Here is a 13,887-nt window from a genome sequence, read left to right on the forward strand (position 1 = left end):
ACCTGATATGACTCTCTCTCCACCCCAGACCCAGCCAGCACAGACGCTGGCCGAACAGATTCTCTCGCACGCCTGCGGGCGGCCCACCTTCGCGGGCGAGGTCGTCACCTGCGCGGTGGACCTGGCGATGGTCCACGACTCCATCGCGCCCGCCGTGATTCGCATCCTGACCGGGGACCTGGGGGCCGCTGGCGTGTGGGACCGCGAGCGGGTGGCCGTCGCCATCGACCATGTGGCGCCCGCCGCCACCATCCAGACCGCGACCGCGCAGGACGGGGTGCGGCGCTGGGCGATAGAACAGGACCTCCCCCACTTCTTCGAGACGGGCCGGGGCATCTGCCATCAGGTGATTCTGGAGGAGCGGCTGGCGCGGCCCGGCATGCTGGTCGTGGGCTCGGACTCGCACTCGACCGCGTATGGCGCGGCGGGGGCCTTCGGGACTGGGATGGGCGCGACCGATATCGCCCTTGCGCTGGCGACCGGGCAGACGTGGCTGCGGGTGCCGGAGACGGTGCTGGTGCGTGCCCGTGGGGAGCTGCGCCCCGGCGTCTCCGCCAAGGACGTGGCCCTGCACATCGCCCGCGAACTGCGGGCCGACGGCGCCACCTACGAGGCCGTCGAGTACCACGGCTTCGACGCCTTCACGCTGGGCGAGCGCACCACCCTGACGAGCATGGCGGTGGAGGTCGGCGCGAAGGCCGGAATCGTCGCCCCCACGGGTCCGGCGCTGGCAAGTTACGACGTGCCGGAGTGGTTCGGCGTGCAGCCCGGCGCGAGCTACCGCCGGGTGCTGGAGGTTGACCTCGGCGCCCTGGAGCCGCAGATTGCCGCCCCCAGCTTCGTGGACAACGTGACCGACCTCGGCGCGGTGGCGGGCGGGGACCCCATCGCCGTGAATGTCGTGTACCTGGGCACCTGCACCAACGGGCGCCACGAGGACATGGCAGCGGCGGCCCGGATTCTGCGCGGGCGGCGGGTGGCGCGGGGGGTGCGCTTGATCGTGGTGCCCGCGTCGTCGCAAGCGCTTCAGCAGGCCGCCGAGGACGGCACCCTGAGCGTACTGCTGGAGGCGGGCGCGGCCATCGGCACGCCCGGCTGCGGCGCGTGCATCGGGCGGCACATGGGCGTGCTGGCCCCCGGCGACGTGTGCCTGTTTACCGGCAACCGCAACTTCCGGGGCCGGATGGGCAGCCCGGAAGCGCAAATCTACCTCGGCTCGCCGGAGGTGGCCGCCGCTACCGCCGTGACGGGATTTCTGACCGATCCGCGTGCGCTGGGGGCGAGTCCGGCTTGAGAGCGTCCAAGCGTCCAGCCGCCAGCTTCCAGCCCCCCACTCCCCCCGAGGTATCCATGACCCTGACCACTTCCCTCACCCTGACCCCACCCACCCGCACCGCCCGCGTCTGGCGCTTCGGCGCGGACGTGAACACCGACCAGATCGTGCCGGGGCGCTTTGCCCCCTACATGACCTCGGAGGCGGAGCTGCGCAAGGCGCCCTTTATCGAAGCGCGGCCCGAGTTCGCCCCGACGGTGCAGCCCGGCGACCTGATCGTCGCGGGGAACAACTTCGGCTGCGGGTCCTCGCGCGAGTACGCCCCGCAAGCCCTGAAGCTCGTGGAAGTCGGCGCGATCATCGCCCCCAGCTTCGCCCGCATCTTCTTCCGCAACGCGCTGAACCTCGGCATCCCCGTTTTCGAGGCCGACCTGACCGATCTGGAGGACGGCGAACGGGTCCACCTCGACCTCGACGCGGCCGTCCTACACACCGGGCGCGGCGAGCTTCGGCTCCCCCAGCCTCCCGCCTGGATGCGCGAGGTCTGGCAGGCGGGCGGCATCGTGCCCTACTACCGCACGCACGGGCGCTTTCCCGGCGTGCCCTCGCCCCTCTCACCCTTCTAGCCCCCCAAGGAGTTCCCCATGACCTGCCCCGAATGCGACGCTCCCCTCACCATCGCCGCCGACGTGATTGAAGGCGAGATTATCCCCTGCCCCGACTGCGGCGCCGAGCTGGAAGTGCTGTCGGTGTCGCCGGTCGAACTGGCCCTCGCGCCCTCGGTTGAAGAGGACTGGGGCGAGTGACCAGCAGTCCCCGCCTCGGCGTCCTCGTGTCGCGCATCCGCGCGGAGGAGAAACTGCTGCTCGCGGAACTCGACCGCCGCCGGGTGGCCTATACCCGGATAGACGACGGCGACCTCGTGTTCGATCTGCGAGAGCGTGAGTTTCCTTGTGACACCGTGCTGGAACGGTCCATTTCCTACGGGCGGACCCTCTACACCCTGCGGGCGCTGGAAGCGCGGGGGGTGCACTGCGTGAATCCGGCGGCGGTCGTGGAGACGTGCGGGGACAAGTTTCGCACGACCCAGGCGCTGGAGGTGGCGGGCGTGCCCACCCCCCGGACCCTGATCGCCTTCACGCCGGAGGCCGCGTTGGAGGCGGTGGAACGGCTGGGCTATCCGGCGGTGCTCAAGCCCGTGGTGGGCTCGTGGGGCCGCCTGGTGTCCCGCGTGAACGACCGCGACGCGGCCGAGGCCGTGCTGGAGCACTTGCAAGTGCTGGGCTCATGGCAACAGCACATCTATTACGTGCAGGAGCACGTCCGCAAGCCGGGCCGCGACATCCGCGCCTTCGTGGTGGGCGACGAGCCGGTCGCGGCGATCTACCGCAGCTCAGCGCACTGGATCACGAACACGGCGCGGGGCGGGCAGGCGTCGAACTGCCCGCTAACGGGCGGCGTGGGCGAGCTGGCGCTGCGGGCGGCGCGGGCGGTGGGCGGCGGCATCCTGGCCGTAGACGTGCTGGAGACAGCGGACGGCGAGCTGCTCGTGAACGAGGTCAACCACACGATGGAATTCCGCAACTCCATCGACACGACCGGGGTGGATATTCCGGGCGCGATGATTGACTACCTGCTCGCGCAGGCACGGGCGGCGGCCCCGGCCCCGGAGGCGGTGGCGTGATCCGGGTCGCCATCGCGGGCGGCTCCGGTTACGTGGGCGGCGAGCTGCTGCGGCTGCTGCTGGGGCATCCGGAGGTGGAGGTCGTGGCGGTCACGTCCGAGCGCCGGGCCGGGCAGTACGTGGCGTCCACGCATCCCAACCTGCGGGGATGGACCGACCTGCGCTTCGTGCCGCTCGCGGAGTTGCCCGAGTGCGACGTGCTGTTCACGGCCCTGCCGCACGGGTACGCGGCGGAGCAGATTGAGCATCTTTCCACCCTCGCGCCCCGCCTGATTGACTGCTCGGCCGACTTCCGGCTGGACGACGCGGCGGCCTACCGCGAATGGTACGGGCGCGAACATCCGGCTCCCGAGTGGCTGGGACGCTTTGCCTATGGACTGCCAGAGGCGAACCGGGAGGCCATCCGCGAGGCGCGGTACGTCTCCGGCGTGGGGTGCAACGCGACCGCCGTGAACCTCGCGCTGCTGCCACTGGTGCGGGCCGGGCTGCTGGACCCTGCGCGGCCCATCGTGGCCGACGTGAAGGTCGGCTCCTCGGAGGGCGGCGACCGGGCGAGCGAGTCCAGCCACCACCCCGAGCGCTCCCACGTCGTGCGCTCCTTTGCGCCCACCGGCCACCGCCACACCGCCGAAGTGCGGCAGGTGCTGGGGGTGGACGCCGAACTGTCGGTCACGTCGGTGGAACTCGTGCGCGGAGCGCTGGCGACCGTCCACGCTTGGCTGCGCGAACCGCTGGAGGACCGCCAGCTCTGGAAGGTGTACCGCACGACCTACAGCGCCGAGCCGTTCGTCCGCATCGTCCATGAAAAGGGCGGCAACTACCGCCACCCCGAACCCAAGATTCTGGCGGGCACCAACGCCGCGGACGTGGGCTGGAGCGTGGACCCCCGCACGGGCCGCGTGGTTGCCCTCTGCGCCCTCGACAACCTGATGAAAGGCGCGGCGGGGACGGCGGTGCAGTGCCTGAACCTCATGCACGGCTGGCCGGAAATGACCGGGCTGCGGTTGATCGGGCTGCATCCGGTGTGAGTGCAAGCCAGCCGATCTGATTACCCCTCACCCCTGACCTCGCTAGGCCCTCTTTCCGCAGAGGGTGAAAGGACTTTTCCCTCTCATGACTCCCTCCTCCCTCGTCATCAAGATCGGCGGCGCCGAAGGCATGGACCAGCAGGCGCTGTGCCACGACCTCGCCGCGCAGTGGCACTCGGGCCGCTCCCTCGTCGTCGTGCACGGCGGATCGGCGGAAACGGACGCCCTGGCCGCCGCGCTGGGCCACCCCTCACGCACGCTGACGGCCCCCTCCGGCCACGTGAGCCGCTACACCGACCGCCGCACGCTGGAGATTTTTGCGATGGCGACCGCCCGCGTAAACCGCCTGCTGGTCGAAACCTTGCAGGGCCTCGGCGTGAACGCGCTGGGCCTCAGCGGGGCGGACGGCCGCCTGCTGCGGGCGCGGCGCAAGGAGGTGCAGCGCAGCGTGGAGGGGGGCCGGGTGCGCCTGGTGCGCGACGACTGGACGGGTACGGTGACGGCGGCGAACGGCGAGTTGCTGCGCCTGCTGCTGGACGCTGGATACCTCCCGGTGATCGCGCCGCTGGCGATCAGTGACCGGGGCGAACTCCTCAACGTGGACGGGGACCGGGCGGCGGCGGCCGTCGCGGGGGCGGTGGGGGCCGGAACGCTGCTGCTGCTCAGCAACGTGCCCGGACTGCTGCGCTCCTACCCCGACGAGGGCAGCCTGGTCGGGCACGTCCCCGCCCACGGGGTCGAGGAGGCGCTGGGCTGGGCGCAAGGCCGCATGAAGCGCAAGGTGCTGGGCGCGGGTGAGGCTCTGACGGCAGGCGTGCCCACCGTCGTGATCGGGGATGGCCGCCGGGCTGCACCTGTTGGCGACGCGCTCGCCGGGCACGGCACCGTGCTGGGCACGCCACTCGCCGGGGCGGGGCCCGCATGACCGTCACCCTGGACCCCCGCACGCTGGAAGCCCGGCACGGCACGGGCGTCTATGCCAAGCGGCCCCTCACGCTGGTGCGCGGGCAGGAGGCGACCCTCTGGGACGACGCGGGCCGGGCTTACCTCGACTGCGCCTCCGGGCAAGGGGTGGCGAACGTGGGGCACAGTCACCCCCGCGTGGTGGCCGCTGTGCAGACGCAGGCCGCCACGCTGGTGACCTGTCAGGAAGCCGTGCACAACGACGTGCGGGCGGTCTACCTCTCCGAACTGGCCGGGGTGCTGCCCGCCGGGCTGGACCGAATCTTCCTGTGCAACTCCGGCGCGGAGGCCGTGGAGGCGGCCATCAAGTTCGCCCGCGCGAGCACCGGGCGCCCCGGCGTCGTCGCGGCGATGCGGGGCTTTCACGGGCGCACGCTGGGCGCACTCAGCGCGACCTGGGAGGCCCACTACCGCGAGCCTTTCGCGCCGCTGGTGCCGGAGTTCGGGCACGTCCCCTACGGCAATCTGGCGGCGCTGGAGGCGGCGATCACCGACACGACCGCCGCCGTCCTGCTGGAAGTCGTGCAGGGCGAGGGTGGGGTGCGGCCCGCCTCCGAGGAGTTCCTGCGCGGGGCCCAGCGGCTGTGCCGGGAGCGCGGCGCCCTGCTGCTGACTGACGAGGTGCAGACCGGCTTCGGGCGCACCGGGCGGATGTTCGCCTGCGAGCACACTGGGCTGGAACCCGACCTCCTGATTCTGGGCAAGGCCATCGCGGGCGGCGTGCCGATGGGGGCGGTGGCCCTCGGCCCGCGCGTGGCGCAGATGACGCCCGGTACCCACGGCTCGACCTTCGGGGGCAATCCGCTGGCGTGCGCGGCGGCGCGGGCGGTGCTGGACATCCTGCGCGAGGAGAATCTGCCCGCCGAGGCTGCCCGAAAGGGTGAGTGGCTGATAGACCGGCTCCGGGCGCTCCCCCACCGCCGCATCCGCGAGGTGCGCGGGCGGGGCCTGATGGTCGGGCTGGAACTGCGCGACCGGGTGGCGCCCCACCTGGCCGCCCTTCAGGAGCGCGGCGTCCTCGCCCTCCCCGCCGGGCCGAGCGTGCTGCGGCTGCTGCCCCCGCTGGTGATCTCGGACGCCGAGCTGGAACAGGTCGTGCAGGCGGTGGACGAGGTGCTGGCGTGACACTCGCTCCTGTCCTCACCGCCGAGGAAGCCCTTGTCCACGGCCTCGTCGCCATTCCCAGCCTCTCCGGGCAGGAGGGGGACGCCGTGGGCTGGTTGGTGGAGAGGATGACGGAACTGGGCCTGACCTCCTCTACAGACGGCGCTGGAAACGCGGTCGGCGTGCTGGGCCACGGCTCGCCGCAGACCGTCCTGCTGGGCCACATCGACACCGTGCCCGGCGACCTTCCGGTGAGGGTCGAGGACGGCGTGCTGCATGGCCGGGGCGCGGTGGACGCCAAGGGAGCGCTCGCCGCCTTCGTGAGCGCGGCGGCGCGGCTGGCCCGGCGGGATGACGTGCGCGGCCAGGTCGTCGTCGTGGGCTGCGTGGAGGAGGAGGCGTCCTCCAGCAAGGGAGCGCACCACGCGCTGGCCGAGTACGCCCCGGACTTCTGCATCGTGGGCGAGCCCAGCGACTGGCGGCGGGTCACCCTGGGGTATAAGGGGTCGCTGCGGCTGCGGGCGCGGCTCGCGGTGCCCTGTGGACACTCCGCCCACCAGCGGCGCACGGCGGCAGAGACGATGGTGGCCTTCTGGCGGCGGGTGGAGGGCTGGGCCTCGGACCTCACCGGGCACGAGCCCCGCGTCTTTGACCAGCTTCAGCCCACGCTGCTGCACCTGAACACCGCCAGCGACGGCCGGACCGAGACGTCGGTCGCGGAACTGCACCTGCGGCTGCCCCCCGCGCACCCACCCGGCCCGGTACTGGAGGGCCTGCGCGGACTGGCGGCCGACCTCCCCGCCCTCACGCTGGAGGTGCTGGGGCAGTGCCCCGCCTTTCAAACCGACCGCACCTCGCCCCTGGTCCGCACCTTCACCCGCGCGATCCGGGCGCAGGGGGAGCAGCCGGGGCTGGTGCTTAAGACGGGCACGGCCGACCTGAACGTGGTCGGCCCGGTGTGGGGCTGCCCGGTGGTCGCCTATGGGCCGGGCGACGCGGCGCTCGACCACACGCCACACGAACGCCTCTGCCTCGCGGAGTACGGGCGGGCAGTGGACGTGCTTGAATCCGTCCTGGCCGAACTGCACCGCTGATGGGTCAGGGCCGCTCCTTGGGCGACAGCGCCGCCGTGGCGAACCAGAAGGTCCCGAAGGACTTGATCACGTCCACGAACTCGCTGATGGTGACCGGCTTGGGGATGTAGGCGTTGGCGTGGAGGTTGTACGACCGCCAGATGTCGCCCTCGGCGCGGGAGGTCGTCAGGACCACCACCGGGATATTCCGCAGCGCGTCGTCGACCTTCAGCACGTCAAGGACTTCCAGCCCACCCATGCGCGGCATGTTCAGGTCGAGCAAGATCACGTCGGGCGTGGCGGTCCCCGCGTAGGGACCCTCGCGCCGCAAGAAGGCCAGCGCGTCGACCCCGTCGCGGGCGATATGCAGGCGGTGGGGAAAGTGGGCCTCTTCAAAGGCCTCTTCCGTGAGCAGAATGTCGGCCGGGTTGTCCTCGACCAGCAGGATCTCGATGGGCTTGGTGGACGTCATGGGGCAGGCGGACTCCTGGGGGCAGAAACTGAGCGAGGCTGAGGGAAGCACCCCCGGCACCCGGACGCTTGAAAATACGCCAAAAATAGTGAGCGCTCAGTGCCCATCGGTGCCCATTGCATGAAGCCTGCCTTTAGAAGTGGCCGCGTCCGACGGGGGAAACGGCCCCTGGTGGGGCAATCCTCTCCCGGAACTGGTGCTGACGGCGCCGCCGAGACATGACTGTCCCAGGCGCCACCCCCCCCTTCCTGTCAGGGAAGTGGAGTGGAGAGGCGCCTGCTCATGACCTGCTCCCGAACTTGCGACGATTGCCGGGCACCACCCGGAATGACCTTGCCAGAGCTGGCAGCGGCTAGCCCTGATGGGCAGCCATCGCGGCGCGGGCCTGCTCCTGTAGGGGGCGCCACGCCACCTTGCCCGTCGCTCCACGCGGCAGGCTCTCCACGAACTCGTAGTCGCGCGGCACCTTGTAAGTTGCCATCTGGGTTCTGGCCCAGGCCTCGATCTCCTCGGCGGTGGCCTGCTCGCCGGGTCTTAGCACGATCAGGGCGCGGGCGCGTTCCCCGGTGCGCTCGTCGGGCACCGAGATCACGCAGGCTTCCTGAATGGCGGGGTGGCCGTGCAACAGGTTCTCGACCTCGGCGGGCCAGACCTTCATGCCCGACACATTCACCATGCGCTTGAGGCGGTCGGTGAAGAAGAAATAGCCCTCCTCGTCCATGTAGCCCAGGTCACCGGAGCGGAAAAAGCGTTTGCCGTCCAGTTCGACAAAGGCCTCGGCGGTCGCCTCGGGGCGGTTCCAGTAGCCCTGCATGACCTGTTCGCCGTGCATCACGATCTCGCCGACCTCGCCGGGAGGCAACTGGCGCCCGGTGTCGAGATCGAGGACGCGGGCGTCGACGCCGAACAGGGCGATGCCCAGGCATTGCAGCTTCTGGCGCCCCTTGGGGTTGGAGTGCGACTGCGCCATCGTCTCGGTCAGGCCGTAGCCCTCGGTGAAGGTGATGCCGGTCAGGTCGAGCAGCCGCTGCCCGATCGCCGCCGGGAGGCTCGCGCCGCCGCCCGTCACGTTCCGCAGGCTGGCGAGGTCCGCCGGATTGAAATGGGGGGAGGCCATCAGGTCGATCACCATCGTGGCCGTGTTCGTCCAGAGGGTGACGCCCCGGTCGCGGATGAGGTGCCGGGCCGCGTCCCGGTCCCAGCGGGCCAGTGCCACGATGGTGCCGCCACCGTTGAGGGGCGCGAGCAAGCTGTTGATGAAGCCGGTGACGTGGAAGAAGGGCAGCGAGGCCAGAAACACGTCCTCGACCGTGCCGTCTACCCAGGCCCCGGCCCCGAAGACGTTCGCCTGCACGCTGCGGTGGGTGTGCATGCAGCCCTTGGGCAGCCCGGTCGTGCCGCTGGTATAGGGCATGACCGCCAGATCGTCGGGGCCGACCTCGGCGGCGGGGGCAGAGGCAGCCTGCAGGGCCTCTTCCAGGGTCACGTCGCCGGGGTGCAGCTCCGGGGTCACGTCCAGCTCGGTGGGGAGCGGAATTCCGGCCCGTTCCGCGTCGGTCCCGACCATGACGTTGGCAACGACCGCGTGCGCGAGGCCCGCCTGCTTGGCCTTCTCGTACAGCTCGGCGCCCACCACACCGGCCCGGATGCCCGCGTCTTGCAGGAAAAAACCGAACTCGCGGGCCTGGAGCATGGGCGCGAGCGGCACCACGACCGCCCCGAGGTGCCAGATGGCGTGCGCGGCGACGGCCCAAGCGGGGCTGTTCTGCATCCACACCGCCACCCGGTCCCCCTTGCTGACCCCCTGCGCGGCGAGGTGCCCGGCGAGGCGCTCGGCAGACTCGCGCAGTTCGCGGTAACTCAGCTCACGGCCGTAGAACCACATCGCCGCCTTGTCGGGATACCGCTCGGCCGACACGCGCAGGTTGTGCATCAGCCCGGTGCGCGGCAGCGTCAGTTGACGCGGCTTGCCGGGGGGCCAGTAGCGGCCCGCCGTGCGGGTGGCCGGAGCGACCGGGCGGGGAGGCTCGGTGGGCAGGTGGAGTTCGGGGTCGTGCGACATGAGAAACCTCCGGGGGAGAGCCGGGCCACCTGCCCCCGAGGCCGGGAGACGGGCAGCCCGAGCGTGAATTGTGCGTGCCCCGAGTGTAGGGCATGGGGCGTCTGCGGCAAAGACGCGGCGTTGCTCGTCACGTGACGAGCAACGGTATGGTTCCGTGCAGATGGCTTCCGGATCATTGCGGCACCTGACGATGCCACGTCGCTGCGGGGCGTCCATCCCTCCCCTGGCCTGCTCCCTCTGCGGCGCAGCCCTGCAAGTCCAGTTGGAGGGCACCGTTCTTCGGTCACGGGTCCTCCGGCCCGCGTCTCACGGGCTTGTCCAGAAGGGGGTGCGGGCAGGAACGTCCGTACCTCCCCTGCCGCCTGGACCCCGTAGGCTGAAGCGCAGGAGGTTCACCCATGTCCCAGCCCCCTACCCTTACCCCTGAGACGCTCCACGAAACCCTCTTTACCGTCGAGGCCACCCCCTTCAAGTTCGGTCCCGGCGCGGCCGATGATGCGGGCTGGGAGGCGGCCCGGCTGGGAATGCGCCGCGCTTTCGTGGTGCTGGACCCGGCGCTGGCGCACAGCGGGGCAGTGGAGCGCGTGCTGGAGAGCCTGCGCGGAGCCGGGGTGGAAGTCGTCCTCTATACCGATGTGCGGGTCGAACCGGACCTCCCCAGCCTGGAGCGGGCGGGGGCGGCGGCACGGGAAGCGGGGGCTGACGGCTTCGTGGGACTGGGGGGCGGCTCGACCCTCGACACGGCGAAAGTCGCCAACCTGCTCGCCACCCACGGCGGCGCGGTGATGGACTGGGTGAATGCCCCGGTGGGTGGGGGCCGGACCGTGCCGGGGCCGCTGCGCCCGCTGCTGGCGATTCCCACGACGGCGGGGTCGGGGTCGGAGGCGACCACGGTGGCGATCCTCGACCTGCCGGAGCTGGGGATCAAGAGCGGCATCAGCCACAGGTATCTGCGGCCCGCGCAGGCGCTGGTGGACCCCGAACTCACCCGCACGGCCCCGGCAGGCGTGATTGCCTCGGCGGGGCTGGATGTGGTGTGCCACGCGGCCGAGAGCCTGCTGAGCCGCCCTTACACCTCGCGTCCCCGGCCGGAGTCGCCCGCCGCCCGCCCCCCCTACCAGGGCAGCAATCCGGTCGCGGACGTGTGGTCGGCGCAGGCGCTGCGCTTGGGCGGCGAGTACCTGCGCCGGGCGGTGGCCGACCCCGACGACCTGGAGGCGAGAGGCTTCATGATGCTCTCCGCGACGATGGCGGGGGTGGGGTTCGGGTCGGCGGGGGTGCATCTTCCGCATGCCTGCGCGTACCCCATTGCGGGGCTGCGGCACACCTACCGGGCAGCCGGGTATCCGCAGGACCACGCTTTCGTGCCGCACGGCTACAGCGTGATCGTGACCGCGCCCGCTGCCTTCCGCTTCACCTTCGCGGCGGACCCGGAGAAGCATGTGCGGGCCGCCTCCCTGCTGACTGGGCGCGAGTACACCCCGGATGATGAGGACGCCCTGCCGAACGCATTGTGGGACCTAATGCGCGACGTGGGGGCGCCCACCACCCTGACCGAACTGGGGTACGGCGAGGCCGACCTGCCCGCCCTGGTGGAGGGGGCCTTGAAACAGCAGCGGCTCCTAGCGGTGGCCCCCCGCACGCCGAGCGCCGCCGACCTGGAGGCCATTCTGCGGGCGTCGTTGTAGCCACACCCTGTTATTCGAGTTCGCGCTGGACTTCTTCCAGGCGGACCCGTTCCTGGGACGCGCTTTCGTGCTCGCCACGGGCCAGGTGCCAGTCGATCAGTTGGCCGCGTGCTCCCACGTCCAGGGGATCGGCGCCGATCAAGGCCCGCAAGGCGTCGCGGCGCTCCACACTGTCGCCGGGCTGGGCGACGGCGTACACCTGCAGGGCGTCGAGCACCAGCCGCTCGGCGAGTTCCCGTTCCTCGTGCAGCTCGGCGGCGAGGTCGGGCAGGACGGTGGGCGGGACGGCCTCCTGGCGAATCAGCGCCCCAAGGCGGTCCGGATCGCGGTCGGTGACGGCGGCATACAGGTCGGCGAGGTCGCTGCGCACCGGGAAGGTCAGGGTGAGGCGCCCCCGTGCACTGCTGATCAGACTGACCCCGAAGGTGCTGCGCAGATGGTAGATCGCAGTCTGGAGGCTGGCGACCGGATTCTTGGCACCGGGCCAGAAGCGCTCGGCCAGCGCCTCGCGCGGCTGCGAGCGCCCTGAAAGGGCGAGGGCCACCAGCAGCGCCGCGCTTTTGCGGGTGGGAAAGTCGCCCGACTCCCAGACCCGTCCAGCCTGCGTGACCCGCAGTGGCCCCAGCACCCGGACCTCCAACGGGAAGAGGGCGCGGGTGACCTCATCCCCGGCGTGGGCGACCAGGCGGTGCGCCGTGCCCCCGCGCAGCAGTGGCCGGTAGCCGTGGGTGCGGATCAGGGCGAGCGCTTCGGTCAGGTCCTCAGGCGTCCCCCGATGCAGCAGGGCGGTGGCGAGTTCCAGGCGGGCATCCTCACGTCGGGCCTCCTCGACCACAGCGCTGAGATCCCTCTCGCCTTGGAGGGCCGCTTCGAGGTCGGCCCGCAGGCCCAGCGGCCGGGCCTCCTCCAGCGCCGCGTGGGCGGCGTCGGGGTCGCCGAGTTCGCGGCAGGTGCGGGCCAGCAGCAGCGCGGTTTCAGCCCGCAGGCTGGGGTCCTCGGTCGGGGTTTGCTCCAGCAGGGTGCGGGCGGTGCGGGGGTGTCCGCCTTGCAGGGCAAGCAGCGCCTGCACCCGCGCGACCCAACCGCGCAGGTCGGGGTCGGTGCTCAGCGCACGGGCACGGGTGAGGTGGCTGCGGGCCTGCCCAGGGTCGTCGAGCAGTGCGTGGACCTCAGCGAGATTGACATGGGTCAGGGCGCTCGCTTCGGGGCGGTGATCTTCCAGCAGCGCCAGCGCCTGCCCGTAGGGACCCAGGGCCTCGGTCAACAGGCCCCGGCCGAAGTGCAGCGTTCCCAGGGCTTCCAGGCTGCGGGCCTCGCGCCCCAGGTCGCCCGCCTCGCGGAAGGCAGCCACCGCGTCACCGAGGTCGCGCTCGGCCTCAGCATGACGGCCAAGCTGCACGAGCAGGGTCGCGCGGTTGTGCGCGGCCTCGCCCCCGGTCAGACCGCCCGCCCGCGCTGCGCCTCCGAGATCCTCCAGCGCCCCGGCCGACTCACCGCGCATCGCCCGCACAACCCCACGGGCGTTCAGGGCCAAGGGCCGCAGCGCGGGGGGCAGGTCCGGCAGGGCGCGGCTGTACAGTTCCTCGGCACGGGTGGGGTCGCCGCAGGCGCGGGCCAGCAATCCGGCGAGGTACAGCGCGGCGGGCTGCTCGCGCCAGAAAGGAGGCAGGCCGCGCAACGCCGCCCGCAGCGCGTCGGGCCCCGCGCCCACCCGCAGCTCGCGGGCCTGCAAGGTCAGCAGGTCGTCCCAGGCCCCCGCCTCGCGCAGCAGGGTCAGGGCCTGGGGCGTGCGTCCGGCCCGGTGCAGCAGCCCCGCCACCTCGCGGGCGAGGGCCGGATCCGGCAGGGGGCACAACCAGCGCCGCAGCACCCCGGGCAGGCTCCAGCCCCCGGCGGCAGGCCACACCCAACCGCCGTCCGCCAGGGCTTCCAACTGTGAAGAGGCCACCCCCAGCCGCGCCGCGACCTCTGGAGTGACGAGCGGGGTCAGGGCCAGGGCGCGGGCCGCCTCCCGGAGCTCGGTGGGCGGAAGGAGGGGAGGCAGCCGCACGTCGGCGAGGGGGTGGCGGAACCATTCCTCCCATTCCTCCTCAGGGAGGTGACCCGCCAGCCCACGGGCCACCTCCAGGGCCGCAGGCCAGCCCTGCGCCAGTTCAAAGGTGTGGTCGGCCCAAGTCGGGTCCCCTCCCAGGGCATCCCGCCACTCTTTCTGAGTCAACCGCAGTTCGGCGCCACTCAGGGCCAGGGGGGTTGTCTCCAGAGAATCCGCCTGTTCGCTCCAGACGGCCAGCTCTCGGCGTGAGCGCGGCCACCACAGCCAGCGGGCCTCGCCGGGAGGCGGAGGGTCGCGCCAGACGGGCAGGTTATGACCTTGGGCCCACTCTGTCAGCTCCTCTTGCCCGGCCCCCACCTCTACGGGAGCCACGATCCGGGTGGGCAGGGAAGACAGCCGTTGAAGCAGGCACGGGGGCAGAGGCATCGCAACCCCAGTGTAAAGCATTGCTTCATACAACTCCCAGAAACCTCGTCTGGCATGAGCG

General features: G+C 71.6%; 12 protein-coding genes. 9 read left to right on the plus strand and 3 right to left on the minus strand.

Features of this window, described 5'->3' with window-relative positions:
* Window positions 1-7: 7 nt before the first annotated feature.
* From F8S09_RS06935 to F8S09_RS06970, 8 genes are all read left to right on the plus strand, one after another.
* The gene (locus F8S09_RS06935) at window positions 8-1,294 is read left to right on the plus strand and encodes a 3-isopropylmalate dehydratase large subunit (protein ID WP_152870491.1); all 1,287 of its coding nucleotides are present in this window, start codon (window positions 8-10) and stop codon (window positions 1,292-1,294) included.
* A gap of 56 nt (window positions 1,295-1,350) precedes the next feature.
* Window positions 1,351-1,899, plus strand: coding sequence for a LeuD/DmdB family oxidoreductase small subunit (locus tag F8S09_RS06940; protein WP_152870492.1), 549 nt, complete (start codon window positions 1,351-1,353; stop codon window positions 1,897-1,899).
* A gap of 18 nt (window positions 1,900-1,917) precedes the next feature.
* Window positions 1,918-2,079, plus strand: coding sequence for an alpha-aminoadipate/glutamate carrier protein LysW (locus F8S09_RS06945; protein WP_152870494.1), 162 nt, complete (start codon window positions 1,918-1,920; stop codon window positions 2,077-2,079).
* The gene (gene lysX, locus F8S09_RS06950) at window positions 2,076-2,957 is read left to right on the plus strand and encodes a lysine biosynthesis protein LysX (RefSeq protein WP_322618613.1); all 882 of its coding nucleotides are present in this window, start codon (window positions 2,076-2,078) and stop codon (window positions 2,955-2,957) included. Before F8S09_RS06945 ends, lysX begins: the two co-directional genes overlap by 4 nt.
* Complete coding sequence (gene argC, locus F8S09_RS06955; RefSeq protein ID WP_322618614.1) at window positions 2,954-3,985, plus strand: N-acetyl-gamma-glutamyl-phosphate reductase; 1,032 nt, start codon at window positions 2,954-2,956, stop codon at window positions 3,983-3,985. The genes lysX and argC overlap by 4 nt, the downstream gene beginning before the upstream one ends.
* A gap of 85 nt (window positions 3,986-4,070) precedes the next feature.
* Window positions 4,071-4,910, plus strand: coding sequence for a [LysW]-aminoadipate kinase (locus F8S09_RS06960; RefSeq protein ID WP_152870498.1), 840 nt, complete (start codon window positions 4,071-4,073; stop codon window positions 4,908-4,910).
* Complete coding sequence (locus F8S09_RS06965) at window positions 4,907-6,073, plus strand: aspartate aminotransferase family protein (RefSeq protein WP_152870500.1); 1,167 nt, start codon at window positions 4,907-4,909, stop codon at window positions 6,071-6,073. The genes F8S09_RS06960 and F8S09_RS06965 overlap by 4 nt, the downstream gene beginning before the upstream one ends.
* Entirely contained in the window at window positions 6,070-7,146 is a 1,077-nt protein-coding gene (locus F8S09_RS06970) for a [LysW]-lysine hydrolase (protein WP_322618615.1), read from the plus strand. The genes F8S09_RS06965 and F8S09_RS06970 overlap by 4 nt, the downstream gene beginning before the upstream one ends.
* A gap of 4 nt (window positions 7,147-7,150) precedes the next feature.
* Here F8S09_RS06970 and F8S09_RS06975 read toward each other — a convergent pair whose 3' ends face one another.
* The gene (locus F8S09_RS06975; protein ID WP_152870502.1) at window positions 7,151-7,597 is read right to left on the minus strand and encodes a response regulator; all 447 of its coding nucleotides are present in this window, start codon (window positions 7,595-7,597) and stop codon (window positions 7,151-7,153) included.
* A gap of 352 nt (window positions 7,598-7,949) precedes the next feature.
* A complete protein-coding gene (locus F8S09_RS06980; RefSeq protein ID WP_152870504.1) occupies window positions 7,950-9,659 on the minus strand; it encodes a long-chain-fatty-acid--CoA ligase in 1,710 nt (569 codons plus the stop codon).
* Window positions 9,660-10,057: 398 nt separating this feature from the next.
* Here F8S09_RS06980 and F8S09_RS06985 point away from each other — a divergent pair, with 398 nt between their 5' ends.
* Complete coding sequence (locus tag F8S09_RS06985) at window positions 10,058-11,347, plus strand: hydroxyacid-oxoacid transhydrogenase (protein WP_152870506.1); 1,290 nt, start codon at window positions 10,058-10,060, stop codon at window positions 11,345-11,347.
* Between the two features lie 10 nt (window positions 11,348-11,357).
* Here the strand turns inward: F8S09_RS06985 and F8S09_RS06990 are convergent, their stop codons facing one another.
* Window positions 11,358-13,826, minus strand: a complete 2,469-nt coding sequence (locus tag F8S09_RS06990; RefSeq protein WP_152870508.1) for a tetratricopeptide repeat protein — start codon at window positions 13,824-13,826, stop codon at window positions 11,358-11,360.
* Window positions 13,827-13,887 lie beyond the last annotated feature (61 nt).

The organism is Deinococcus terrestris (assembly GCF_009377345.1).
Classification (GTDB): domain Bacteria; phylum Deinococcota; class Deinococci; order Deinococcales; family Deinococcaceae; genus Deinococcus; species Deinococcus terrestris.